Below are 23,249 nucleotides of genomic sequence, written 5' to 3'. Positions count from 1 at the left end.
TAGCCCATCAGGCCGTAAAAAGCCGCCTTTCTCCGTTTCGGCGTGGGAGTCGGTGGCAGGTGTCCCGTCGGACGCACGGACGAACCGGCCGCGGTCGCGGCGCGAACCCGCTCAGGGCTGCGGCAGGTCGACTTCCTCGCCGTCGGCGTACACCGTCGGCTCGCGGATGATACCGTCGAGGTGGAGCGGCGCGTCGGTGTCGCCGCCGATGCCGGCGTCGTCGCCGATGGCGATGTGGACCGTGCCCGCGGCCTTCTCGTCGAGCAGGACGGAGCCGACGAGGTCGGTCACGCCGACGTTCGTGCCGATGCCGATTTCGGCGAGGTTGTAGGCGTCGTCGCCGACCTCCTCGGCCGCGGCCTCGACCTGCTCGCGGATGTCGTCGTCGGAAATCTCCGTGACGTAGCCGTCTTCGACCTCGAAGCGGAGTTCCCGTCCCTCGTCGAGGAGGCCGTGGGGCATCATCGTCCCGTCGACGACGTAGGTGCCCGTCGCGGACGCGGGGCTGAGGAAGATTTCGCCCGCGGGGAGGTTCGAGAACGAACCGGCCGCTGCGATTGCGCCGGTGTCGGCGAGCCACTCGCGGTCGCCGCGGACGAACGTGATGTCCGTGCCCTTCTCGGTCGTGACGCGGAGTTCGTCGGCGTCGCCGACGGCGTCGAGCATCGCCGCGCTGTGGTCGTAGATGGCGTCGTAGTCGGCGTCGAGGCCGGTGACGAACACCTCCTCGGTGATGCCCGGAAGCGTCGCGCCGCGAGCGCCGGCATCGCAGGCGTCGCCGCGAGCGCGGGTGTGGCTCAGGCTCTTCGTCGTCGGCGCGAGGAAGGCGTCGCAGGACTTCATCGCGGCAGCGACCGGCGCGGGCGGCTCCTCGCCGTGTTGGTTGCCCGGCGGGTAGCGGACGATTGTGGCGTCGTCGGTCACCTCGCCGGCGACCTCGTAGAGCGCTTCGCCGATGCGCTCGCGCTTGTCGTCGGTGACGACGACGAGCGACTCGTCGGGCTGGAGGTCGAGACACTGGCGGACCGCCGTCTCGCTGGCGGCGCGGAGGTCTGCGTCGGATTCGGGCATGGGAGAACCTGCGCCGCCGGCGCTGTTAGGCGTTCCCATCTGCCCCCTCGCGCTCGGTTTCCGCCCCGTCGCCCCGAACCGTCGGTTTCACTCGCCTCGGAGGTAATCGAGGGACTCACTCGCCCGAGAGTTAATTTCTAAGTATTAACCATCGAAATAACTATGGTCGGGCCCGGTCGTTTGTCACCCATGATACGAGTGGGTGTCAACGGCTACGGCACAATCGGAAAGCGCGTCGCCGACGCGATCAACGCGCAGCCCGACATGGAACTCATCGGCGTGGCCAAGACCCAGCCCAACTTCGAAGCGCACACCGCGGGCGAACGCGGCTACCCGATGTACGCCGCGATTCCCGAACGTTCACCGCTGTTCTCCGAGGCTGGCGTCGACCTCGCCGGCGAGGTGGACGAACTGGTCGCCAAGGCGGACGTCATCGTCGACTGCACGCCGTCGGGCATCGGCGCGGAGAACCGCGAACTGTACGAGACGCACCACACGCCCGCCATCTTCCAGGGCGGCGAGGACGCCGACGTGGCCGACGTGAGCTTCAACGCGCGGGCCAACTTCGACGCCGCCCGCGACGCCGACTACGTCCGCGTCGTCTCGTGTAACACGACCGGTCTCTCGCGCATCATCGCGCCGCTCGAAGCCGAGTACGGCGTCGAGAAGGTCCGGGCGACGCTCGTCCGCCGCGGCGGCGACCCCGGTCAGAACTCCCGCGGGCCGATAAACGACATTCTCCCGAACCCCATCAAGATTCCCTCGCACCACGGCCCCGACGTGAAGACCATCTTCCCGGACCTCGAAATCGACACGCTCGGGCTGAAGGTCCCGGCGACGCTGATGCACGTCCACGCGCTCAACGTCACGCTCGAAGACGACGTGACCGGCGCGCACGTCCGGCAACTGCTCGAAGGCGAGAACCGCGTCTACGTCATCCCGGAGGGGATGGGCATCGACGGCGCGGGCAAGCTCATGGACTTCGCGCTCGACGCGGGCCGCCCGCGCGGCGACATGTGGGAAAACTGCGTATGGGGCGAGTCCATCGGCGTCAACGGCCGGGACCTCTACCTGTTCCAGGCCATCCACCAGCAGTCCGACGTGATTCCCGAGAACGTCGACGCCATCCGCGCGATGTTCGACGTCGAAGACCAGCAGACGAGCATGGAACTCACGGACCAGACGCTCGGTATCGGTATCTCCGGTAGTCCGTCCGGATTCGCTGAGCAGGCGCGCGCGGAGTTCGCCGACGACTAATCGGCGAATCGCCCGCTCAGTTCGGTGCAGTCGCGGCTTTTTCACCCATTCGGCTGTTCGAATCCGCAGCAGACGGTGTCGTCTGACGCTGTGCGGTTAGTACAGAGAAACCACATCTCAACTAGTCCAGCGCGTGGGGTGTCGGATTCATCGGTATCAGGTTAGAATAAATATATGACGGCAGTAGCGTCTGTTACTGATATGAGCCCTCCTCTTCCCCGCCGCCGATTTCTCGCACTCGCCGGTGCAATCGGAACGGCGGCCCTGTCTGGGTGCCTCAATACTATTACGCGACGTGACCAGAACGTCTGTCCTTCGGGTTATCGAGACGTTGGGGACGTGTTTACCAATCGACCGATAGTGGACTACCTTCGATATGCGTCTCTGACAGTGCCACAATCTATCTCGCCAGGTGAGCAATTCGTCGCGACGCTCACAAACGAGTCTACTGACTCCCTCACCACACTCGGGAAACCACGATACATGATTCAGCGCTTGGTCGATAAGGGGACGTGGCGAAACACAATCGGTGTGCGAGACGAGTACGAGTGGTCATCCTCTGAACAAATACTGGCCCCTGGCGACGAGCTCCGATGGGAGATGGAACTCAGTGCGAACGACTTCTGGGGGCCATTTCAACGGTGTACGATACATACGGCAGGAACGTACCGATTCATCTACTGGGGATTCTCCGATAACGATACGGGAATCGCACTCGCCGCACCATTCGAGATCGTCGAATAAGAGTCGGAACGTTCGTACGCACTACCGAGCAGCTGTTTCACACGACAAACAGCTGACTGGGAAAACCAAACGGGCCTCCCACTCGCTTCGCTCCCTCAGAGCGACCGCGACGCCACGTTCCCGGTGTCGAGGTCCACGACCGCGACGTGGAACTCGTCGTCCGCGCCGGGAATCGGCAGGCCACCGGGGTTGATGTGCGTCGTCTTCCCGCGGTGTTCGACCACCCGCTCGTGGGTGTGGCCGCGCAGGACGAAGTCGTACGTCTCGGACTCGACGAGCGCGTCGACCAGGCCGGCCTCGGTGCCGTGGTAGACCGCTATCTCTTGGCCGTCGAGCGTCAGGTGCGCGAAGTCGTCGTGGTAGGTGCCGAACGAGTCCACCGTCTCGCGGAGCGCCCACTCGCCGTCGTTGTTGCCGCGGACGGCGTGGAAGTCGAAGTCCGCGTCGAACGGCGCGGCCGAGAAGGGCGCGACGATATCGCCGCAGTGGACGACCGCGTCCACGCCCTCGGATTCGAAGTGCGAGACCGCGGCTTCGACGTAGTCGAGGTTGTCATGCGTGTCGGAGACGACGCCGAGTTTCATGCGCGTCGGTTCGGCGGCGTCGGCTATCAACGTTGGGTGACACTTATGTCCCGCGCGGTCCCCGTTCGGGGCGTGTCAGAACGAGACGGCACCGACGGCGACGCGAGCGAGACGGACGGCTCCGACGAGACCGCCGCCGACGACGCCGGGGAAGTCGGGTCGCCGGCGCTCAGCGTGACGCTCGGCGGCGGCACGAACGTCGTCATCGGCGCGGCGATGGCGGGCTACGCGGCGTTCAGCGCCGGGTGGACGCTGGCGGTTCGCGCCTCGGGAAATTTCCCCGACGACAACGCCGTCGGCGGACTCCTCACGTTGTTGGTCTTCGCGGGCGGCGTCGCGATTCTCGTCGATGGCGCGGCCGGCGTGTTCGCCGAGAAGAGAGACGGGTGACGCTGCGCGGATTCAGTCCTGCTGCAGCGCCTCGACGCCGGCGAGCGGCGCGCCGGTCAGCGCGCGGATGTACGCGCCGCCGGCGATGGAGACGTGGCCGAAGTCGCCTTCGTCCATGCCGTACATCTCGATGGCGCGGGAGGTGTCGCCGCCGCCGACGACGGAGAAGCAGTCGGTCTCGGCGATGGCGCGGAGGACGCCGGTCGTGCCGACCGCGAAGCGCTCGTCTTCGAACAGACCGAGTGCGCCCTTCACGAACACGGCCTCGGAGTCGCGGATGATGGGGTCGTACTCGTCGACCGTCATCGAGCCGACGTCGAGGTACGCGCGGTCCTTCTCCGTGATGTTGGCGACCGCGATTTCGCCGCGGTCGTCGGTCTCGTCCTCGTAGGCGAGGTCGACGGCGAGCTTAATCTGGTCGCCGCGCTCGTCGAGGAGCGACTCGATAGTCTCGCGGTTCGCCTCCCACTGGTCGTCGAAGAAGTCCATGCCCTCGAGGTCGAAGCCCACGTCGTTGCCGGCGGCGCGGAGGAACAGTTCGCCGGCGATGCCGCCCAAGAGGAACTGGTCGACCTTGTCGCCGAGGTTGTTCATCACGTCGATGACGTCGGTGGCCTTCGTCCCGCCGACGACCATCGTCACCTGCCCGTCGAACTCGCGGGTGGCGATAGATGAGTTGGCCTCGTACTCCGTCTGCATCACGCGCCCCGCGTAGGCGGGGAGCACGAGCGGGAAGCCGACCAGCGAGGCGTGCGAGCGGTGGGCCGCCGAGTAGGCGTCGTTGACGTAGGCGTCGACGTGCTCGGCGAGGGTCCGGACGAACTCGGTGTCGGCCTTGACCTCGGGGTCCTCCTCGGGAAGCTCCTCGTCGCACATCCGCGTGTTTTCGAGGAGGAGCACCTCGCCGGCTTCGAGCGCGTCGATGGCGGCGATGGCCTCGTCGCCGTAGGTGTCGGCGACGAATCCCACGTCGCGGCCGATGTGGCTCGCGAGGATGTCGGCGTGCTGTTCGAGCGAGACGAAGTCGTCGTCGCCGGGACGGCCCTGATGGGCCATGAGGACGACGCGGTGGCCGGCCTCGGCGAGTTCGCGGACGGTCTCCGCGTGGCGGTCGAACCGTCGGTTGTCTTGGACCTCGCCGTCTTCGACCGGCGAATTGAGGTCGAGTCGGACGAGTACGCGCTGCTCCGGGTCGAGGTCATCGAGGGTCTTGAACATCGGGTGGAAGGACGTAGAGGAATTACTTAGTGGTGGGTAAGTCGCGCTGAAAGGGCGGGCGGTTCGTGGGGGCGTCTACTGGTGGGTGACGAAGTGGGCGACGTCGAGCATCCGGTTGGAGAAGCCGTACTCGTTGTCGTACCACGTCAGAATCTTGTAGAGGCCGCCGTCGTTGACCTGGTTCGTCGTGTTGAGGTCGACGGTGCTGGAGAACGGCAGGCCGAGGATGTCACGCGAGGTGACTTCGTCGTCCGTGTAGCCGAGGACGCCCGCGAGCGGGCCGGAGTCGGCCGCGGCGCGGAAGGCGTCGTTGATCTCCTCGACGGAGGGCTTGTCTTCGAGGCGGACGACGAGCTCGGTGAGCGAGCCGTTCGGCACGGGGACGCGAATCGCCATGCCGTCGAGCTTGCCGTCGAGCTGGGGCAGAATCTCGGTGGCCGCCTGCGCCGCGCCGGTCGTCGTCGGGACGATGTTCTCGGCGGCGGCGCGCCCGCGGCGCTGCTTCGCGTGGGGGCTGTCGATGAGGTTCTGGCTGCCCGTGTAGGCGTGGACGGTCGTCAGGAGACCGTTCTCGATGCCGAACTCCTCGTCGAGCACCTTCGCGACCGGCGTGACGGAGTTGGTCGTACAGGAGGCGTTCGAGACGATGTCCTCGCCGTCGTACTCGTCGTGGTTGACGCCGTAGACGATCTGCTTGACCGGCTCGTCGCCCTTCGGCGGCGCGGAGATGACGACCTTGTCCGCGCCCGCTTCGAGGTGTGCGGAGGCGTCTTCCTTCGTGCGGAAGATGCCCGTACATTCGAGCGCCACGTCCACGTCGAGTTCGCCCCACGGAAGCTCCGCGGGGGACTGGACGTTGTAGAGGCTCACCGAGGTGCCGCCGATGGACAGCGAATCGCCGTCGCGCTCGACGCCGTCGAGTCGGCCCATGACGGAGTCGTACTTCGCGAGGTACGCCATGTCGTCGAAGTCCATGACGTCGTTGATGGCGACCAGTTCGACCTTCGGGTTGTCGAGGACGGCACGGAAGATGTTTCGGCCGATGCGGCCGAAGCCGTTGAGTGCCACCCGCACCACGTCCGATTCATCCACGTTCTCGCCCGCGCTGAGGTAGGATTTTTCACTCATGTTCGAGTAGTATCCGTATTGATATGCCGGGCGCAAGAGTATATCTGTTTCGGTAAATCCGACTGAATCGAACGTTACCTTTCATCAGCGATCAATATTGACACAGAAACAAACACAACCAATCAGACACGGACGAGAGTTGACACGCCCGCACGGGGACGCGCCGTCCGTCCGTAGACGGTCGCTCGCGGCCGAATACTGGCGGTTCGCTGCCAGGTGACTGTCACAGGCAGAAACGTTTTATCCTCCGATTTCATAGCGGCCCCCATGGTCAGAGACGACCGCGACGACCCGTTCGACAACATCTTCGACGAAATCGAACGGATGATGAACGACATGACCGGAGGCGACGCCGGATTCGCCTCCGAGACCCACATCGACGTGTACGATGAGGGCTCTACACTCCGACTCGTCGCGGACCTCCCGGGCGTCGACAAAGACGCCATCGACCTCAAGTGCGACGGTGAGACGCTGACTATCAGCGCCGCCGGTGACCGCCGCGAGTACGACGAACGCATCCGCCTCCCGGCCCGCGTCGACGAGCACTCCGCATCGGCCACCTTCAACAACGGCGTCCTGCAGGTCACGTTCGACCGCGCCGAGGACTCCGCCGCAATCGACGTCGAGTAGCGACTCGACTTCGCGCGGCCCGCTCAGGACTTCTTTGCGACCCGCTCGACGAGCGCCGCCAGTCGGTCGAAAAAGCCGTCGTCGTACTTCGCGTCGTCGTCGATGGTCGGCCGGGCGTTCGTCTCCGAGACGACGACCCGCCCGTCGGATTCCAGCAGGTCAACCCCGAGATAGCGGATGCCCAACTCGTCGGCGACCGCTTCGGCGAGGTCGCGGTGTCGCTTCGGGAGGTCCGTCCCGACCGCCTCCGCGCCCCGGTGGACGTTGTGCTTCCAGCGCCCGCCGTCGCGCGCGCGCTCCGTCAGTCGGCGCTCCACCGCGCCGACGACCTCGCCGTCGAGCACCATCGCGCGGTAGTCGCTGGCGTCCGGCAGCCACTCCTGAATCAGGAACGACTTGTCGCCGGTCGCGCGGAAGTCGTGGACGAGGCTCAGCACGTCCGCGTGCCCCGAAAGCGAGTCTGGGTCGTGGGCCTTGGCGATGCCGACGCCCCGCGTCGTGGAGTTCGGCTTGACGACGACCGGATAGTCGAGACCTGCCGACTCGACGGCGTCGAGCAGGTCGGACTCGTCGGCCGGGTTGGAGACGTAGACGCTCCGCGGAACCGGCAGCCCGGCGCGTTCGAGCGTCGCGATGACGCCCGCCTTGTTCCGCGAGGTGAGCACGTCTTCGCGCGTGTTCACCCACGGGATGTCGTGTCTGGCGGTGACGACGCCGCCTTCCATCGGACGCGAGGGGTAGACGAAGCCGGCGTCGAACGACTCGGCCGGCGGCGTCGAGAGGTCGAGCGCGAACCCCTCGGCGGGGAGGTGTCCCACGTCGATGCCGCGGTCGCCGAGCGGGCCGCGCATTCGCTCGAACGTCTCGCTGGAGGTGGTGACCGCCAACCGAAGCATACGCTACGAGGCGGGGTCCCGGGGGAAAAATGGTGGGTTCGAGGCGAGGCGCGTTCCGAGCACGCGCCGGCGCGAGGTCGCGAACTTACGCGACGAGCAGCTCTTCGCCGCGCTCGACGACGATGCGGCACGGCGGCGACATCTTGTTGTACGCGCGGCGGAAGGCGTCCTTCGCGGTCGCGGCGTCCTCGACGTCGCAGTAGATGGTGAACACGGTCTCGCCCTTGGGGATGCGAGCGGCGGTCCCGACGACCTTCCCGAACGACTGGCGCATCCCGTCGGAGACACGGTCCGCACCCGCGCCGGTCGCCTGCTTGTTCTCGCGGATGACGTGGTGCGGGAACTTGCGCAGAATCATCTTGTACTGCTTTTCGCCCGCGTGCTTGAGCATGAGACGGTTGGCAGACAGACGCGCGGATTCGAGCGAACCGTGGCGAATCTGCACTTCCTCTTCGACCTTCAGGCTGATCTGGACGGGGTAGTCCTCGGGGTCAGCTTTCAGGTCGCCCATGTTGTGCTGTGCGATCTTCGAACCGGGGATACCCGTGATGTACTCGCGTCGGGTGTACGCCGGGTTCGTAATCTCCCGGTACATAGAGGCGGGTTTGTCTGACATGGTTACTTGTGAAACCGAAGGGTCAGGCGGGCTAAAAACGCTTCGAAGCTTCATTCGCCCGCCGCGGTCGTGTCAGGGGCTCGCACGTCGGTTCGCCGCGATGGGCCACCGAACCGTATCGAGTCCCGCCGGTCCCCGGCGGCGGGCGAGTCGACCCCGCGACCGGGAGACACGCTTATGCGCCGCCGTCGCTACGGTTCGGACCATGTTGCTCGTCTGCGACTGCATGCCTGCGGACGGCCCCGCGTACTTCACCGACGCGCTCGCCGACCTCGCCCTCGACGGCCGCGAGGGGACCGTTCACTCGCTCCCCGACGACGGCCTCCCGACGCTCTCGAACGTCGACGCCGTCGTGCTCACCGGGAGCACCGCGGGCATCTACGAGGCCGACGAGCGCCCGTGGCTCGCCGACGCGCGCCTGCTCGCTCGCGACCTCGTCGCCCGCGAACTGCCCACGCTCGGCGTCTGTTTCGGCCACCAGCTCGTCAACGACGCGCTCGGTGGCACCGTCGAAGCCGGCGACCAGCGCCGCGGCATCGCCGACGTCGACCTCGGCGACGACCCCCTGTTCGATGGCGTCTCCGGACGCATCCCGATGGTCCACGGCGACTACGTCGTCGCCCCCGGCGACCGCATGGAGACCGTCGCCGCCGCGGACTACTACGACCACCTCGCGACGCGCCACGAGGACGCGCCCGTCTGGACGGTCCAGTACCACCCCGAGTTCACGGCCGACCTCCTCGACCGCATCGCCGACGACTTCGGCTGGCCCGACGGCGACGCCGACCGCGACTTCGACGACGTGACGGCCGCTCGGACCGTCGAGAACTTCGTCGCCGCCGCCGGTCTGGACTGATTTAGGCCTCATCGTCGGCCGCGCCGTCTTCTTCCGCTCCGTCCCTCTCCCCGTTCCCGTCCGACCCGTCGGTTTCGCCGTCGTCCTCCTCGGCCGGCGGCTCGCCCGTCTCGGGGTCGAGCGCGACGAACTCCAGTCCCTCGCGGTCGAGCATGTCCGCCGCTCGCTCGGTCACCGAGGGAGCGACGAGGACGCCGCGAACCGGCTCGTCGTCGCCGAACTCGCGGTGGAGCGCGTCCACGTACCGTCGGAGCTGACTCGCCGCCGAGGGGCCGACGCGCCGGCGCTTCAACTCCACGACGACCGGGACGCCGTCGGCGTCCTCGCCGAAGATGTCGATTGCGCCCGCGTCGCTCTGCCGCTCGGTCTCGAGCGGCTCGAAGCCCGGTTCGAGGATGTCGGGGTCCGAGAGGATGTGCTGCCGCAGGTCCTCCTCGCTGCCGACCAGTTCGAGGTCGCTGCGGTCGTTCACGGCGTAGGCCGAACACTGCTCGACGCGCTCGAAGTGCACGTCGAGTCGCTCGTCGGGGCTCGTGCGTGTGCTCCGGACTCGAAGCCGGCCGTCGCGGACGCTCGCGGAGTGGGTACACCCCGGCGGCTGCCAGTTGACGGGCGTCCGCTTCTCGTCGGTGTGGACCAGAATCGAGCCGTCCGGCTTCAGGACGACGAGCCGGTCGCCGGGGCCGAGTTCGCTCGTCGCGCGGCCGTCGTAGTCGACCGTGCACCGGCCGAACACGGTCACCATGTCGCCGCGTTCGAAGGCGGCTTCGAGGTGGACGAGGGCGTCGCGGTGCGTCGGCCGGTGGAGTGTGTTCACCGTCATCCGGGTGTCGTCCCGCGGTTCGTCGCCGTCGGGGATAAGCCCCGCGTCGCGCGTCGGGGCCGAGCGAGCGAGCGCGCCGAGGCCGCCCGTCGGTCGCTGGTCGCCGGTCTCCGGGTCGCTGGCAGGCTTATGCCATCTCCGTGCGTATATTTCCCATGGCCCCTGACTTCGCCGAACACAACCGAATCGAGATGCCGTCGGAGGAGATAGACCGCCTGCTCCGCGAGGAGGGCGTCGGCGTTCTCTCGCTCGCCGACGACGGCGTCGCCTACGGGATTCCCCTCTCGTTCGGCTACGACGCCGACCGGGGACGACTCTACTTCGTCTTCCTCCGTCCCGGCGAGTCCTCGAAGAAGACCGAGTTCGCCGAGCGGACCGCCCGCTCGAGCTTCGCCGTCTGGAACGCTCCCTCGCGGGACGAGTGGGAGAGCGTCGTCGTCGACGGCGAACTCCGCCGGGTCGACGACGGCGACTGGGACCGCGTCCACGACGTGCTCGAAGACAACGCCTGGTATCCGACCCTCTTTTCGGAGACGGAGCCGATGCAGGACATCCTCGGGTGGGAGCTTCGCATCGACTCGCGGTCCGGTCTCCAGCGCCGGGCGTGAGCGTCCCACCCGCGGATTCTCGGTCGCGAGCGCGTGCGCGCCGATATCGTTATCGAAGGCGGGACCGTCTGGACGGCCAACCCATGCGACGGACGACGTTCGAGGAGGGACGAAAGCTCGCGGCCGCGGTGCGGACGCCGAACCCGTCGCTCGCCGGCGTCGCCCGCGACGCGACCGAGGAGGTTCTCGAACTCGTCGACGCGCCGTTCCGGGACGTGGCCGACGCCCACGAGCGGCTGTCGGCGCTCGAATCGCTCCTGTACGACCGCGGCGACCGCCGCGCCGCCTTCCTGACCATCTACGTCCGCGTGACCGCCGAGGTCGACCGCGGACTCGGCGGCGGCGAGTTCACCGACCCCGAGTGGGTCGCCGACTACCTCGTCACCTTCGCGGACCACTACCGCCGGGCGTTCCGCGCCTTCGAGCGCGGCGACCACGACGACGTGCCCGACCCGTGGCAACTCTCCTTCGAGACGGCGCTCGCCGGGGAGTCGCTCGTGGTGCAGGACGTGTTGCTCGGCGTCAACGCGCACGTGAACTACGACCTCGCGCTGGCGCTCCACGAGGTCGGCATCGACCCCGACCGACCCGCGAAGTACGACGACCACCGCCGGATAAATCGGGTCCTCCGCCGCCTCGTCGACGAGGAACAGGACCTCATCGCCGAGCGGTACGCCGACGGCGTCGCCGACATCGACGAGTCGCTGGGTCGGTTCGACGAGGCGCTGTCGTTTTTCACGCTCCGCGAGGGGCGGCGGAACGCGTGGCGCGGCGCGGTCGCGCTGACCGACGGCCGGTTCCGCCCGGTCGAGCGCGCGGTCTACTGGTACCTGCGGAGTCTCACGATGGGTGCGGGCCACTTCATCCTCGCGCCGAGTTCGAACCCCGCGGTGCGCCGCAGACTGGCCCAACTCGAAGCCGGAGACGGGTCGAGTACTTAAACCTCCCCGGATAGCGCGGGCGGAGATACCTCCCGTTGTCCGTCGTCTATCGAAGTATGAACTCCTCTTCCGCTTTCGCCGCACGTGGTGCATCGACGCTCGACCTGACCCGACCCCAGCAGGTCGCCGCGGAGCCGTCGGCCGTCCTCTCTGCGCTCAGCGACGGCGACAGCCGGCGAATCCTCGCCGCCTGCGACGGGGCCCCGCGGACCGCGCAGGAGTGCGCCGACCTCTGCGACGTGCCGCTGTCGACGGTCTACCGGAAGCTCGACCTGCTCACCGAGGCGTCGCTCCTCGACGAGCGACTGCGGATTCAGACCGCGACGCACCACCCGCGGGAGTTCGCGACCACCTTCGACACGCTCTCGTTTTCGTTCGACGACGCCGGCGTGTCGCTCGCGTTCCGGCAGGTCGCCACGGACGGCGGCGAAGACGGCGAAGAGGGGCGGTCGCGATGACGGCGACGCTCGCACCGCCGGAGGTGGACTGATGAGCGCCACGTCGCAGACGGACGACTACGAGTTCACGTGCCCGCAGTGCGGCGAGGGGTTCGCCGTCAACGACGGGATGCGCGCGGCGGTCCTCGAACGCGGCTGTCCCATCTGCGGGAGTCCGACCTCGACCGAGGCGTTCGCTCCGTGTTCCGCGTGAGGTTCCATTCTTCTCCGTGCCCGGTTGGGGCGTTCGCTCCACCGCGCCCTCGGCGTTCGAAAAACAGTAGGCTACATATACGTGTGCCACGCGTACTACGAACCACATGAGCGACAGCGCGGACTACACATTCGTCTGCCCGGAGTGTGCGGAGTCCATGCTGGTCAACGACTCCATGCGCGACGCCCTCCTCGAAAACGGCTGTGTCATCTGCAGCGCCGCGCTCACGACCGACGCCTTCTCGACCACCTGATTTTCGACCGCCTGAGCGAGTCGCGCCTGCGACCGACCCCGCCGATATCGCCCGATTGGGGTCTCTCGGACACCGCCGAGAAGTAACAGTAATTACGTCGGCCGCGAGTCTGGTGGTACGAACCGATGTCTCTGGACCAACAGACCGAACTCTCGCCCGACGAGATACGCGAGGTCCTGTCCCGTCACGAGACGGGCGTCCTCTCGCTCGCGAAGGCGGACGAACCATACGCGATTCCAATCTCCTACGGCTACGACGGCGAGAGCGGTCGCTTCTATCTCCGTCTCGTCTCCACGCCCGAAAGCGAAAAGCGGCAGTTCCTCACGTCGTCCCCGCGGGCCCGACTCGTCGTCCACGAGTCGAACGACGGGAGCTACCGGAGCATCATCGCCGAGGGGACGCTCGAACGCGTCGACCCCGACGAGCTGACCGTCGAACGCATCGTCCAGTACGGCAAGGCCAAGCGCCCGCTGTTCGAAATCTGGGGCGAGACGAAGCGCGACCTCGACATCCAGCTGTTCGAACTCGACCCCGAGACGCTCGGCGGCCGGGCCGTCGAACTGGACGCCGCGGAGTCCGACAAGTAATGTCCGCGGTCGTCGCGTCCCGCGGCGAACACCGGCGCGCCCGCGCGTAACACATGCCCGCCGGTATCCGCGCCACGGTCGAATTCGACTCGCCGTCGGTCTGCCCCGTCGCCTCGGTCGCTCACTCGACGGACTCCGTCGTCGACTCCGTCTCGACCAGCGTCGTCTCCACACCGGGCGACGTCAGCGTCTCCGAGTTCGTCCTCGAGGCCGACGACCCGCCGGAGGCGTCCGCGCTCGACCCCATCTTCTCCTACGGCTCGAAGCACCTCTACCGCTACACCCACGACGGGAGCGCCGGCTGCCCGTGCGAGTGCCTCGGCGAGTTCGGCTGTCCGGTCGACCGCTACTTCGCCCAGCGCGGCAGTCTGACGCTCGTCTTCCACGCCGCCGACTACGAACAGCTGCAGGCCGTCATCGGCGAGCTTCGCGACCGCTTTCCCGGACTCGACATCAAGCGCCTCGTGCGCTCGCCCACCGGCGACGCCCCCGGCGACAGCGTCTTCGTCGACCGCGGGAAGCTCACCGCCCGTCAGCTCGAAGTCCTCCAGACGGCCTACGACATGGGCTACTTCGAGCGCCCGCGCGGAGCCAACGCGACCGAGGTTGCGGCCGAACTCGAAATCAACCAGTCGACCTTTTCGGAACATCTCGCGGCCGCCCTGACGAAGCTGCTCGGCGACGTCCTCGAAGAGGGGTAGCGGTCGAGACGGCCGCGCCCGCGTCCGCCCGAGTATATAAACGTCCCACGCTATCGTGGTTATCCGTTGGTCCCCGTCCGTCGAGTCTACAGAAGTATGAGTCAGGCCTCGTTTCCCTTCGCCGTCCGCTCCCCGACCGCCTCGTCCGAACCCCGCGTCGTCGACGACCACGCCGCGGTCGACGCGCTCTTTTCGCTTCTCGAAGACGACGACTGCCGATGCATTCTCGACGCGACAGACGGCGTCGCCCGGTCCGCGAGCGAACTCTCGGAGGCGTGCGACCTCCCGCTCTCGACGACGTACCGAAAACTCGACCCGCTCGTGGACGCCGGCCTCCTCTCGAAGCGCCTGCGCGTTTCCCGGTCCGGCAGCCACACCGCCGAGTACGAACGCACCGTCGACGACGTGACCGTCTCCGTCACCCCGTCGGGCGTCGAGGTCCGCGTCTCGCACCGCGACGTGGCGAAGTCGGCGTCGGTGACGGTCTGAACGTTCCGCTCACCTCTTCACTCGTGAGTTTCCCCGCCGGCCGCGCCGAACCGACGCGATTTGCGGTACCTACTTAAGATTCTACTCGTCGTATGGTTGTCGTGTATTCCAACCGTATTCCCGTCCTGATTGTCGCGGTTCTCGTGCTCCTCGCCGGCTGTACCGGCGGCGCGGACGTCGCGCCGGCCGCCCCAACCGACGACATCGACGAGCCCGATGGAGGCGGCGACAGCGCGGATTCCGACGCGAGCGGAACCGACGACTTCGAACTGAGCGACCCCGAGCGTCTCCTCCGCGACGCCGGGAGCTTCTCCGTCAGTTGGTCGTACACCGGCGTCGACGCGAACGGCGTCGAGACCGAAGTCACCCGCGAGTTCTACGCCGACCTCGAAGCCGAGCGGTCGTACAGTCGAACGACCTCGGCGACCGACGGCCAACCCGACGCGGGAGGCGTCGAGCAGTACGTCGCCGACGGCGTGACGTACGTCCGGATTGGCGACGGCGACGAGGCCACGTACACCTCTTACGAGGGGTCGATGGAGGTTCTCGCCACCGCCATCGCGCTCTCGCAGGCCCGCGCGTACGGCGCTGACGACGACCTGACGTTCGCCGGCACCGAGACGTTCGACGGCGTGTCCGTCGAGCGCTACGAACTTTCGTCCGCGAGCGAGGCGCTGATTCTCGCCGGGTCGGCCGCGGCGCAGGGCGAGCCCGGGAACCTGGAGGTTACGAACTTCGAGTACGCCGTCCTCGTCGACGAAGACGGCCTCTCGCGTCACGAATCGTGGGCGTTCTCGGGGCGGATGGACGACGGCACCGAGGTCCGCGGGTCGTGGGAGTACTCGCTTACGGGCGTCGGTTCGACGACCGTTGACGAACCCGCGTGGCTCGACGAGGCGCGGGCCTAAGCGGGGTGTCGGTTTCGTTTTTCTCCCGGATTTGAACTCAGTCTGAGAAGGGTCGCCTCCCGGATTTGGACCTCACTCGCAAATCTTCGATTTGCTCGCTGGTTCAAATCCGGTCGAGTCGCATCTCCACTGCTCACGGCTCGGTCGCTCCACTCCCTCGGTAGTTCGCAGGAATATGCCGCCTCCCGGATTTGAACCGAAAGAAGACTAACTCCGTTCGACTTCTTGGGTTCAAATCAGTCCGGCGTCGTTTCTTCGATTCTTCGCTCCGCTCAGAATCTCAGAATATGCCGCCTCCCGGATTTGAACCGGGGACAGCTCGATCTTCAGTCGAGTGCTCTCCCAGTCTGAGCTAAGGCGGCGCGGTTCGACAGACGCGCAGGAGCGAAAAAACCATTTCGAATTGCGACGCTACGAGTCGCCGTACTCCGACTGCTCCCATCCCGTGACGTCGCTCGGGATGAGTTCGCCGTTGACGTGCCACTCGCGCGGGCGGAACGAGATGCCGAGCAGGGTCGCGTAGAACCCGGCGACGAGGGCGACGACGATGTTTCCGGGGACGCCGCCGACACCGGCGCTCCCGACGAGCGTCGTCCCGTCCGTGTACGCCGTGAGCTGGATGACCCACGCGACGAGCATCACGATGAACAGCGGCAGGTACACCCGGCGGAGCCGGTGGGCAAGCGCCTCCTCGAAGGGTATCTTCATGTTCGGTGTGCGGTAGTCCTCCCCGAGTTTCTCCCGCCAGTCCTCGTCGAGGACGCCGCCGTCCGGGTCGAGCGCGTACGCCCAGACGTTCTGCTGAATCATCCGGACCCGAGAGCGCCAGATGTCGTACGCGCGGAAGCGCCGCGCCTCGATACAGAGGAAGATGCTCAGCGTCACTACCCCGAGGAGGATGATGTAGTGCGGGTGCGTTTGTGCGGAAAACGACCACGTCAGAATCCCGGCCATCAGCGTAATCGCCCAGTTGCTGGTCCGGTCGAGTCGCTCGCGCCACGACTTCATCCGGTGTATCTCACCCCGGTATAGGTGCGCAAACGACGAGCCAGGGCCCATCGTCTCGTCGAAGACGCCCGCGCCGATGTGGGAGTCGTCTATTCCCGCGGGAGGTTCCAGCTCCCCGTCGTCGGACATTGTTGTTCGTTTGATGCACAACTACGAGAGGATAAGAGCCTTCTGGGTTCGACAGGTTCGTGACGCCCGGTCGGGACTGCGTCTACTCGCGGCGGGGGTCCTACAGCACAGCCTCACGGCTCAGGGGTGCGTAAAAAAACTCTCAGAAATCGATTCGTCTGTTACTGAATTCGGAAACCGAATTACAGGCGCGTGACGTTCGTCGCGCGCGGGCCCTTGGGGGCCTGTTCGATGTCGAACTCCACTTCCTGACCCTCTTCGAGGTCCGGACCGCCAACATCTTCCATGTGGAAGAACACGTCGTCGTCCGCGTCGTCAGTAGAGATGAAACCGTAGCCGCCAGTGTCGTTGAAGAAGTCGACCTTACCTTTCGCCATTGCGACTGTACAACGACCCTGCGGACGGATAACCCTTCCGCATGTCTGTGACTCACTCACCCGGTCGCCGAAACGCCGTCGCTCGCGGTCGTGAAAAACGGAGGAAAGTTCGTCAGTTTGTGAATGTACTGCGGTGAACGGAAGCCTGCTTAGAGGCGGGTGACGTTCGTCGCGCGCGGGCCCTTGGGGGCCTGCTCGATGTCGAATTCGATTTCCTGACCCTCTTCGAGGTCCGGACCGCCAACATCTTCCATGTGGAAGAACACGTCGTCGTCCGCGTCGTCAGTAGAGATGAAACCGTAGCCGCCAGTGTCGTTGAAGAAGTCGACCTTACCTTTCGCCATTGCCTTTGAATCCAGCGACCTCACGCGGATAAGTCTTCTGAAGAACGCCGCAGGTCCCTGTGCTGCTGTGTGTTCGAGTATACGGGTCTGAGCCGCCGGACTCGGGCGTTGTTCCGATTGGTCGTCGAGGACTCGACTGCCGCCTCCCGGATTTGAACCTCGCTCGCAAATCGGAGATTTGCTCGCTGATTCAGAATCCGGTCGGGTCGCATTTTCACTGCTCACGACTCAGTCGCGACGCTCCTTCGGTAGTTCGCAGGAAAATGCCGCCTCCCGGATTTGAACCGGGGACAGCTCGATCTTCAGTCGAGTGCTCTCCCAGTCTGAGCTAAGGCGGCTCGCACTCTTCCGAAGCCGGACCGCATCAAAAAGACTTTCGAATCGCCCGTCGGCGCTGGGTCAGCGGTGCCGACCGCCCGTCGCGCTCGCCCGCGCCCGCTCCGCCCGCGACCGAATCCCCTTGAGCATCTTTCGTTCCATGGCGAACTGGACCGGCTCGACGACCAAGCGGTTCATCGCGCGCCCGCGGAGCGTCTCCGACCGGCCGCGGTATCTGATGATCAACCGCGTCGCGCCGGGTGCCACCTCGTGCAACGCGAACGTCCACACCGCCGGGCTCTCGCCGGTCTCCCAGCCCGGCGCACTCAACACGAGCGTCCGCTCGGGTTCGACCAAGGCGACGCGGAACGACGGCGCGCCCGAGCCCGGCGGGCCGAGTCGTATCTCGTCGCCCACGTCGAGCCGCTGGTGTTGCGGGAGGATTTGGTCCGCGTCGTGAATCTGTAACCCGAACAGGTTCTCCAATCGCTCGTAGCTGTAGAAGCCGCCGCGGTCCTGCCCTAACTGGACGAGCCACGGCCAGACAGCCCGCGCGGGGGCCGCAATCGTAATCGCCCGCGTCGAGGTGACGTCCGCGTCGCCGACGAAATCATCGCCGGGGAGCCAGCCCGTCGCCTCGTCGTCGGTGGTCCCCCAGCGCCTGTGCCACGGTCGAACCGCGAGGAGGTACGTCCCGACGACGCCGATTCCCGCGAGACCGAGTGCCCGGATGAGTCGTCTCGTGCCCATTGCGTTCACCGTTCGTTCGCCCTTCGTGAGGGGGTGAGATAACCCTACCTCCGGGGTTCCGCGACCCACGCGACCGCGACCCAGAGCGCCCCGCCCACGACCGCACCGAGGAGGTTCGCCCCCGCATCGGCGACGCCGAACGACCGGTACGGCAGCACCGCCTGCACGAGTTCGATACCCGCCCCGAACGCGGCGGCGACGACGACGGCTCCAACGACCTCTTTGCGTCCCCTGGCGCGCACCGCGGACGCGAAGGCGAACCCGAGACCGGCGTACCCGGCCGCGTGGACCCACTTATCGAGGCCGACGAGTCCGAGCGGACCCATCGGTGTGAGGCTCCCCGGCGGCGTCGGAACGATCGACGCCACGAGGACGACGAGCGCGTAGCCGAGCGCGACGGCCGCCCGCCGAGGGGTCTCACGGAGTCGTGCGACTGTGTTCACTACTCGGTGGTGGGTTCGTGTCGGGCTAAAAGGGTTCGCGTCCTCGTGGCTCTGAGCGCGACCACACAGAACTAAATGGTCTGTGGGGCAACACTTCCGAGACGACTGTGTCACAGATGCTCCCCCGCTGGTTCACCTCCAAACCGTTCGCAGTACAGCTCATCATCCTCGCGTTGGTCTTCGACCCGCTCGGGTTCGTCGGCGGCTACCTCCTCGCCCCGTCGCTGGGTGTCGAACCGCTCCTCGGCGGCGCGTACGGTCTCGTCGCCGCCAACGTCCCGATGTCGCTTTTGGTGATGCAACGGAGTGTGTGAGTCGGCTCAGACGACACAGACTCCTCGCTATGCTCACGGCTCTGCCGTTCGCTAGCTCGTCGTGGCGTGTCGTCAGAAGTGGGCTCGGGCGGATTCGAACCACTCCGTCAACCTCGCTACGCTCGGTTGCCGCAAGGTTCTCCCGCCCTCACGGAACAGATTTGTGACTCACCGTTCGGTTCGTCACAAAATCTGATGGGCTCGGGCGGATTCGAACCACCGACCTCAGCCTTGTAAAGGCCGCGTCATAACCAACTAGACCACGAGCCCTGCATCTCAATCGAACCGGTTCGCGCTCATAACGGTTTTCGTTTCGACCGGTCCCCCGGAACCCTTAGACCCGCGGCGGCCGTCACGTCCGGCAATGACCTCTCGCGCGCGAACCGCGCTGCTCGTCGTCGCCGTCGTCGTCGCGGTCGCGAGCGTCGCGTACCTCTCCAACCCCGCGGTCGTCCCCGGCTCGACCGACGACTACGAACGGACCACGCTCACCGTCGTCGACGACGAGACCGGCGAGACGCTGGCGACCGTGGACGCCCGCGTCGCCGACACCCGCGCCAAGCGCTTTACCGGCCTGAGCGACACCGAGTCGCTCGCCGAAAACGAAGGGATGTGGTTCGTCCACGACTCGTCTGGCAACTACGCCTACGTGATGCGCGACATGGACTTCCCGCTGGACATCGTCTTCGTCGCCGAAAACGGCACCATCACGCGCATCCACCACGCCGAACTCGACCCCGAGGGAACGAGCGAGTCCGACCTCACCCGCTACCGCGGAACCGGGAAGTACGTCCTCGAACTCCCGTACGGGTACACGAACGAGACCGGCATCGACGCGGGAGACCGTGTCGAAGTCGAGTAGATGCGAAACACCCGAAGGGCCGGCGACCGTTGACCCCACTATGACAGCACACGTCGCGGCGCTCTCGGAACTCGAAGGGTGGCGCGCCGAGGGGTTCGCCGCGCGGGTCCACTACCGCGGGGCGGACGACGCCTACAGCATCGAGTACTACGAACCGTCGGACTGCGTCCTCTACTGGAAGGTAAAAGGCGACGGCGAGGTCGCGGTCCCCGTCAGTCGCGACACGGTCCCAGATCCGTTGCGCGAGCGCGTCCGACAGGACCTCGTCGAGGCGGGTATCGACCCAGAAGTGGAAAAACGAGTCGTCTGAGCGCCGGGTCCGAACCCCACTCGACCCCGCCGGTCGGAATGACAGTACGTCACGAATTCTGATACGTAATTGGTATGCATCTCACAATATCTGTATTTGTGCCGACGTGTTGTAGTTGAGAAGGTGTCATGTCGACTCGACTCACGAGGAGAAGAGCGCTTCGGGGGCTGGGCCTCGCCGCAGTTCCGGCGCTCATGCCGGGCGTACTGCAATCGGGGTCCGACGGAACGGTACTCTCGGGATGCGCGAGCATCACCGAATCGGGGCGGTACGTCCTCGACGGCAACCTCGACTGTCTGGAGGTTCTCGCCGACGACGTTCGCATCGACGGCCGGGGGTACGCCGTCGTCGGCGAGACGACGGTTTCGGGAAGTCGCGTCTCGATAACCGACATCGTGCTGACGAAGGGCGGCCGAATCACCGATTCGAGCCGGGTGTCGATAGCGGACTCGCGCGTCGTCGGCCATCCGGGTGACCAGCACGACCCGCTCTCGCAGTTCGTCCTCGCGGACTCGACGCGGTGTGAGGTGAGGAATACGAGCTTTTTCACCTGGGAGCAAGGTGTCGCTCTCAGACGCACCACTCGGACTCGGTTCGAGTCGTGTACGCTCATCAGTCCCGTCGTGCTCACGCTCGCAGACTCACACCGAAACGAGTTCGTCGACTGCGAGTTCCTCACCGAGGACTTCCCGGTGAGACTCGTCCGAAGCAATCGAAACCTGTTCCGACAGAACCTCGCCGACGGCGGTGGTCCCGGCTTCCAACTCCGCGACAGCCACCGGAACCGCTTCGTCGAGAACGAGGTGAACATTCTCATCGCCGGCTTCGAACTCGCGGGAAGCGACCGAAACGCGATTCACAAGAACGTCGTCACGACGGGACTCTTGGCTCACGGCGTCACGCTGGACGACTCCCACGACAACCGACTCATCCAGAACGACCTCTGCGGCGTCAGCCAACAGCCGGTCGTCGAATCCGGCGGTTCGACCGGGAACACGGTCCGGAACGCCCGGTGCTAATCTACCGGCGGACCCCTCCCGCACCCGAGTACTTTACTTCGAGCGCCCCCTGAACCGTTGTCGTGCCCCCTGATATCGACGACGACGACCCGTTCGAGGACCAACGAGCGCGGGTCGACAACCCGATGCGGCGGCTGTTCGCCGAGTACGGCCGCGAGAACACCTTCGAGTTCGTCGTGGGCGTCCTCGCGAGCGTCGCCGCCCGCGTGCTCGACCTCATGCCGCCGGTCATCCTCGGCCTCGCCATCGACACCATCATCCGGCAGGACAAGTCCTTCGCGGCCGGGTTTCCCGTCCTCCCCGAGGCGTGGATAGCGCCGTACGTCCCCGCGACCAGAGACGGTCAGTTCTTCTTTGCCGTCGGCATCATCGTGTTCAGTTTCACCGCCGGCGCGCTGTTCCACTGGCTCCGAAACTGGGGCTGGAACGCCTACGCCCAGCAGATTCAACACGACGTCCGGACCGACACCTACGACCGGATGCAACTGCTCAACATGGACTTCTTCGCCGACAAGCAGACCGGCGAGATGATGTCCATCCTCTCGAACGACGTGAACCGGCTCGAACGGTTCCTCAACGACGGGATGAACTCGTTTTTCCGCCTCTCCGTGATGGTCGTCGCCATCGCGGTGGTCCTCATGTCGTACAACTGGCAACTCGCGCTCGTCGCCCTGTTGCCGGTCCCGCTCATCGCGCTGTTCACGTGGAAGTTCGTCGATATCATCCAGCCGAAGTACGCCGACGTGCGCTCGTCGGTCGGCAAACTCAACTCCCGGTTGGAGAACAACCTCGGCGGCATCCAGGTCATCAAGACGTTCAACGCCGAACCCCACGAGTCCGACCGCGTCGACGGCGTCTCGATGGACTACTTCGACGCCAACTGGGACGCCATCAACACCCGAATCAAGTTCTTCCCCGCGCTCCGAATCCTCGCGGGCATCGGCTTCACCCTCACCTTCGTCGTCGGCGGCCTGTGGGTCATCAACGGAGAGGGCCCCGGTCCCTTCACCGGCGACCTCGCGGTCGGCGAGTTCGTCACCTTCATCCTGCTCACCCAGCAGTTCGTCTGGCCGCTCGCCCAGTTCGGGCAGATTATCAACATGTACCAGCGCGCCCACGCCTCCAGCGCCCGCATCTTCGGCCTGATGGACGAGCCCGCGCGGCTGGCCGAACAGCCCGACGCCCCCGACCTCGCCGTCTCCGAGGGCCGCGTCGAGTACGACGACGTGACCTTCGGCTACGGCGACGGCGAGACCATCGTCGAGGACATCTCCTTCGAGGTCGACGGCGGCGAGACGCTCGCGCTCGTCGGCCCCACGGGCGCGGGGAAATCGACGATTCTCAAGCTCCTGATGCGCATGTACGACCCCGACGAGGGGCACGTCAACATCGACGGCCAAGACGTGCGCGACGTGACCATCTCCAGCCTCCGGGAGTCCATCGCCTACGTCAGCCAGGAGACGTTCCTGTTCTACGGGACCGTCCGCGACAACATCACCTACGGGACGTTCGACGCCGACGACGAGGCGGTCGTCGCGGCCGCGAAAGCCGCCGAGGCTCACGAGTTCATCTCGAACCTCCCCGAGGGCTACGACACCAAGGTCGGCGAGCGCGGCGTGAAGCTCTCGGGCGGCCAGCGCCAGCGCGTCTCCATCGCCCGCGCCATCCTGAAGGACCCGGACATCCTCGTCCTCGACGAGGCGACCTCGGACGTGGACACCGAGACGGAGATGCTCATCCAGCGCTCGCTGGACGAACTCACGGCCGACCGGACGACGTTCAGCATCGCCCACCGCCTGTCGACTATCAAGGACGCGGAGCAAATCGTCGTCCTCGAAGACGGGCGCATCGTCGAGCGCGGGGCGCACGACGACCTCCTGTCCGAGGACGGTCTCTACGCCCATCTGTGGGGGGTTCAGGCCGGCGAAATCGACCAACTCCCCGACGAGTTCGTCGAGCGCGCGGCCCGCCGGCAGGCCGAGGTCGACGCCGGCGACGACTGAGGCTTCGCGTACCACTAAGAG

30 protein-coding genes and 3 tRNA genes are annotated in these 23,249 nt (G+C 66.1%); 18 read left to right on the top strand and 15 right to left on the bottom strand.

The window, feature by feature from the left end; genetic code table 11:
- Nucleotides 1-111: 111 nt before the first annotated feature.
- The gene (locus tag DEQ92_RS06575; protein ID WP_004973391.1) at nucleotides 112-1,071 is read right to left on the bottom strand and encodes an aminopeptidase; all 960 of its coding nucleotides are present in this window, start codon (nucleotides 1,069-1,071) and stop codon (nucleotides 112-114) included.
- A 189-nt stretch (nucleotides 1,072-1,260) separates the two neighbouring features.
- Between DEQ92_RS06575 and DEQ92_RS06570 the strand changes: the two genes are divergently transcribed.
- Nucleotides 1,261-2,328 carry a type II glyceraldehyde-3-phosphate dehydrogenase gene (locus DEQ92_RS06570; RefSeq protein WP_049904983.1) on the top strand — a complete coding sequence of 356 codons (1,068 nt, stop codon included), beginning with the start codon at nucleotides 1,261-1,263 and terminating at the stop codon, nucleotides 2,326-2,328.
- 839 nt (nucleotides 2,329-3,167) lie between these two features.
- Here the strand turns inward: DEQ92_RS06570 and DEQ92_RS06560 are convergent.
- Complete coding sequence (locus tag DEQ92_RS06560) at nucleotides 3,168-3,656, bottom strand: metallophosphoesterase (protein ID WP_115804493.1); 489 nt, start codon at nucleotides 3,654-3,656, stop codon at nucleotides 3,168-3,170.
- A gap of 72 nt (nucleotides 3,657-3,728) precedes the next feature.
- On the opposite strand from DEQ92_RS06560, the gene DEQ92_RS06555 reads away from it, so the two are divergent.
- Nucleotides 3,729-4,046 (top strand): hypothetical protein, encoded by a 318-nt coding sequence (locus tag DEQ92_RS06555; RefSeq protein WP_231608292.1) that lies wholly within the window; start codon nucleotides 3,729-3,731, stop codon nucleotides 4,044-4,046.
- Between the two features lie 12 nt (nucleotides 4,047-4,058).
- Here DEQ92_RS06555 and DEQ92_RS06550 read toward each other — a convergent pair whose 3' ends face one another.
- Together DEQ92_RS06550 and gap are read right to left on the bottom strand one after the other, a co-directional pair.
- Complete coding sequence (locus DEQ92_RS06550) at nucleotides 4,059-5,264, bottom strand: phosphoglycerate kinase (protein ID WP_004973381.1); 1,206 nt, start codon at nucleotides 5,262-5,264, stop codon at nucleotides 4,059-4,061.
- A gap of 75 nt (nucleotides 5,265-5,339) precedes the next feature.
- Nucleotides 5,340-6,392, bottom strand: coding sequence for a type I glyceraldehyde-3-phosphate dehydrogenase (gap, locus tag DEQ92_RS06545; RefSeq protein WP_004044440.1), 1,053 nt, complete (start codon nucleotides 6,390-6,392; stop codon nucleotides 5,340-5,342).
- A 267-nt stretch (nucleotides 6,393-6,659) separates the two neighbouring features.
- Here gap and DEQ92_RS06540 point away from each other — a divergent pair, with 267 nt between their 5' ends.
- Nucleotides 6,660-7,022: an Hsp20/alpha crystallin family protein gene (locus DEQ92_RS06540; protein WP_004970480.1), complete on the top strand. Its 363-nt coding sequence runs from the start codon at nucleotides 6,660-6,662 to the stop codon at nucleotides 7,020-7,022.
- A 23-nt stretch (nucleotides 7,023-7,045) separates the two neighbouring features.
- Here DEQ92_RS06540 and DEQ92_RS06535 read toward each other — a convergent pair whose 3' ends face one another.
- Nucleotides 7,046-7,918, bottom strand: a complete 873-nt coding sequence (locus DEQ92_RS06535; protein ID WP_115820593.1) for a RimK family alpha-L-glutamate ligase — start codon at nucleotides 7,916-7,918, stop codon at nucleotides 7,046-7,048.
- 85 nt (nucleotides 7,919-8,003) lie between these two features.
- Nucleotides 8,004-8,534, bottom strand: coding sequence for a 50S ribosomal protein L16 (locus DEQ92_RS06530; RefSeq protein ID WP_004973379.1), 531 nt, complete (start codon nucleotides 8,532-8,534; stop codon nucleotides 8,004-8,006).
- A gap of 205 nt (nucleotides 8,535-8,739) precedes the next feature.
- Between DEQ92_RS06530 and DEQ92_RS06525 the strand changes: the two genes are divergently transcribed.
- Nucleotides 8,740-9,390, top strand: a complete 651-nt coding sequence (locus DEQ92_RS06525; protein WP_115820592.1) for a type 1 glutamine amidotransferase — start codon at nucleotides 8,740-8,742, stop codon at nucleotides 9,388-9,390.
- A gap of 1 nt (nucleotide 9,391) precedes the next feature.
- On the opposite strand, the gene nucS is transcribed toward DEQ92_RS06525, so the two are convergent.
- Nucleotides 9,392-10,213 carry an endonuclease NucS gene (gene nucS / locus DEQ92_RS06520; RefSeq protein WP_115820591.1) on the bottom strand — a complete coding sequence of 274 codons (822 nt, stop codon included), beginning with the start codon at nucleotides 10,211-10,213 and terminating at the stop codon, nucleotides 9,392-9,394.
- 155 nt (nucleotides 10,214-10,368) lie between these two features.
- On the opposite strand from nucS, the gene DEQ92_RS06515 reads away from it, so the two are divergent.
- The 9 genes from DEQ92_RS06515 (at nucleotide 10,369) to DEQ92_RS06480 (ending at nucleotide 15,351) form a co-directional block, all read left to right on the top strand.
- The gene (locus DEQ92_RS06515) at nucleotides 10,369-10,821 is read left to right on the top strand and encodes a pyridoxamine 5'-phosphate oxidase family protein (protein WP_115820590.1); all 453 of its coding nucleotides are present in this window, start codon (nucleotides 10,369-10,371) and stop codon (nucleotides 10,819-10,821) included.
- Nucleotides 10,822-10,904: 83 nt separating this feature from the next.
- A complete protein-coding gene (locus DEQ92_RS06510; RefSeq protein WP_115820589.1) occupies nucleotides 10,905-11,762 on the top strand; it encodes a DUF5995 family protein in 858 nt (285 codons plus the stop codon).
- A 56-nt stretch (nucleotides 11,763-11,818) separates the two neighbouring features.
- Nucleotides 11,819-12,220, top strand: coding sequence for a helix-turn-helix domain-containing protein (locus DEQ92_RS06505; protein WP_115820588.1), 402 nt, complete (start codon nucleotides 11,819-11,821; stop codon nucleotides 12,218-12,220).
- Between the two features lie 31 nt (nucleotides 12,221-12,251).
- Entirely contained in the window at nucleotides 12,252-12,413 is a 162-nt protein-coding gene (locus tag DEQ92_RS06500; RefSeq protein WP_115820587.1) for a zinc ribbon domain-containing protein, read from the top strand.
- 106 nt (nucleotides 12,414-12,519) lie between these two features.
- Nucleotides 12,520-12,666 carry a hypothetical protein gene (locus DEQ92_RS23805; RefSeq protein ID WP_004973360.1) on the top strand — a complete coding sequence of 49 codons (147 nt, stop codon included), beginning with the start codon at nucleotides 12,520-12,522 and terminating at the stop codon, nucleotides 12,664-12,666.
- Between the two features lie 125 nt (nucleotides 12,667-12,791).
- On the top strand, nucleotides 12,792-13,253 hold the full coding sequence (locus tag DEQ92_RS06495) for a pyridoxamine 5'-phosphate oxidase family protein (RefSeq protein WP_004973359.1): 462 nt from the start codon (nucleotides 12,792-12,794) through the stop codon (nucleotides 13,251-13,253).
- Between the two features lie 53 nt (nucleotides 13,254-13,306).
- Complete coding sequence (locus tag DEQ92_RS06490; protein WP_004973358.1) at nucleotides 13,307-13,954, top strand: DNA-binding protein; 648 nt, start codon at nucleotides 13,307-13,309, stop codon at nucleotides 13,952-13,954.
- 96 nt (nucleotides 13,955-14,050) lie between these two features.
- On the top strand, nucleotides 14,051-14,443 hold the full coding sequence (locus tag DEQ92_RS06485; protein ID WP_004973356.1) for a helix-turn-helix domain-containing protein: 393 nt from the start codon (nucleotides 14,051-14,053) through the stop codon (nucleotides 14,441-14,443).
- Between the two features lie 101 nt (nucleotides 14,444-14,544).
- Nucleotides 14,545-15,351 carry a hypothetical protein gene (locus DEQ92_RS06480; protein ID WP_049905020.1) on the top strand — a complete coding sequence of 269 codons (807 nt, stop codon included), beginning with the start codon at nucleotides 14,545-14,547 and terminating at the stop codon, nucleotides 15,349-15,351.
- A 288-nt stretch (nucleotides 15,352-15,639) separates the two neighbouring features.
- Here DEQ92_RS06480 and DEQ92_RS06475 read toward each other — a convergent pair.
- The 7 genes from DEQ92_RS06475 to DEQ92_RS06445 all read right to left on the bottom strand — a co-directional run bounded on the left by DEQ92_RS06475 (nucleotide 15,640) and on the right by DEQ92_RS06445 (nucleotide 18,720).
- Nucleotides 15,640-15,713, bottom strand: a tRNA-Phe gene (locus tag DEQ92_RS06475).
- A 49-nt stretch (nucleotides 15,714-15,762) separates the two neighbouring features.
- Complete coding sequence (locus DEQ92_RS06470) at nucleotides 15,763-16,488, bottom strand: DUF2270 domain-containing protein (RefSeq protein ID WP_004973353.1); 726 nt, start codon at nucleotides 16,486-16,488, stop codon at nucleotides 15,763-15,765.
- A gap of 182 nt (nucleotides 16,489-16,670) precedes the next feature.
- Nucleotides 16,671-16,865 (bottom strand): cold-shock protein, encoded by a 195-nt coding sequence (locus tag DEQ92_RS06465; RefSeq protein WP_004057909.1) that lies wholly within the window; start codon nucleotides 16,863-16,865, stop codon nucleotides 16,671-16,673.
- Between the two features lie 149 nt (nucleotides 16,866-17,014).
- Complete coding sequence (locus tag DEQ92_RS06460) at nucleotides 17,015-17,209, bottom strand: cold-shock protein (RefSeq protein WP_004057907.1); 195 nt, start codon at nucleotides 17,207-17,209, stop codon at nucleotides 17,015-17,017.
- Nucleotides 17,210-17,473: 264 nt separating this feature from the next.
- Nucleotides 17,474-17,547, bottom strand: a tRNA-Phe gene (locus tag DEQ92_RS06455).
- Nucleotides 17,548-17,608: 61 nt separating this feature from the next.
- Nucleotides 17,609-18,277 carry a hypothetical protein gene (locus tag DEQ92_RS06450; RefSeq protein ID WP_004973350.1) on the bottom strand — a complete coding sequence of 223 codons (669 nt, stop codon included), beginning with the start codon at nucleotides 18,275-18,277 and terminating at the stop codon, nucleotides 17,609-17,611.
- 44 nt (nucleotides 18,278-18,321) lie between these two features.
- Nucleotides 18,322-18,720: a VanZ family protein gene (locus DEQ92_RS06445; RefSeq protein WP_004973346.1), complete on the bottom strand. Its 399-nt coding sequence runs from the start codon at nucleotides 18,718-18,720 to the stop codon at nucleotides 18,322-18,324.
- Between the two features lie 116 nt (nucleotides 18,721-18,836).
- On the opposite strand from DEQ92_RS06445, the gene DEQ92_RS06440 reads away from it, so the two are divergent.
- On the top strand, nucleotides 18,837-19,034 hold the full coding sequence (locus DEQ92_RS06440) for a hypothetical protein (protein WP_004973344.1): 198 nt from the start codon (nucleotides 18,837-18,839) through the stop codon (nucleotides 19,032-19,034).
- 196 nt (nucleotides 19,035-19,230) lie between these two features.
- On the opposite strand, the gene DEQ92_RS06435 is transcribed toward DEQ92_RS06440, so the two are convergent.
- Nucleotides 19,231-19,304, bottom strand: a tRNA-Val gene (locus DEQ92_RS06435).
- Nucleotides 19,305-19,398: 94 nt separating this feature from the next.
- On the opposite strand from DEQ92_RS06435, the gene DEQ92_RS06430 reads away from it, so the two are divergent.
- The 4 genes from DEQ92_RS06430 to DEQ92_RS06415 all read left to right on the top strand — a co-directional run bounded on the left by DEQ92_RS06430 (nucleotide 19,399) and on the right by DEQ92_RS06415 (nucleotide 23,228).
- Nucleotides 19,399-19,896 (top strand): DUF192 domain-containing protein, encoded by a 498-nt coding sequence (locus tag DEQ92_RS06430; RefSeq protein ID WP_115820586.1) that lies wholly within the window; start codon nucleotides 19,399-19,401, stop codon nucleotides 19,894-19,896.
- Between the two features lie 40 nt (nucleotides 19,897-19,936).
- A complete protein-coding gene (locus DEQ92_RS06425) occupies nucleotides 19,937-20,206 on the top strand; it encodes a hypothetical protein (RefSeq protein ID WP_004973340.1) in 270 nt (89 codons plus the stop codon).
- A 128-nt stretch (nucleotides 20,207-20,334) separates the two neighbouring features.
- Nucleotides 20,335-21,225, top strand: coding sequence for a NosD domain-containing protein (locus DEQ92_RS06420; protein ID WP_115820585.1), 891 nt, complete (start codon nucleotides 20,335-20,337; stop codon nucleotides 21,223-21,225).
- A 125-nt stretch (nucleotides 21,226-21,350) separates the two neighbouring features.
- Nucleotides 21,351-23,228 carry an ABC transporter ATP-binding protein gene (locus DEQ92_RS06415; RefSeq protein WP_394338711.1) on the top strand — a complete coding sequence of 626 codons (1,878 nt, stop codon included), beginning with the start codon at nucleotides 21,351-21,353 and terminating at the stop codon, nucleotides 23,226-23,228.
- Nucleotides 23,229-23,249 lie beyond the last annotated feature (21 nt).

The organism is Haloferax sp. Atlit-6N, from assembly GCF_003383195.1.
Taxonomy (GTDB): Archaea; Halobacteriota; Halobacteria; order Halobacteriales; family Haloferacaceae; genus Haloferax; species Haloferax gibbonsii.
The sequence above is the reverse complement of the archived record's forward strand: the minus strand, read 5'-3'. Positions and strand labels throughout refer to the sequence as shown.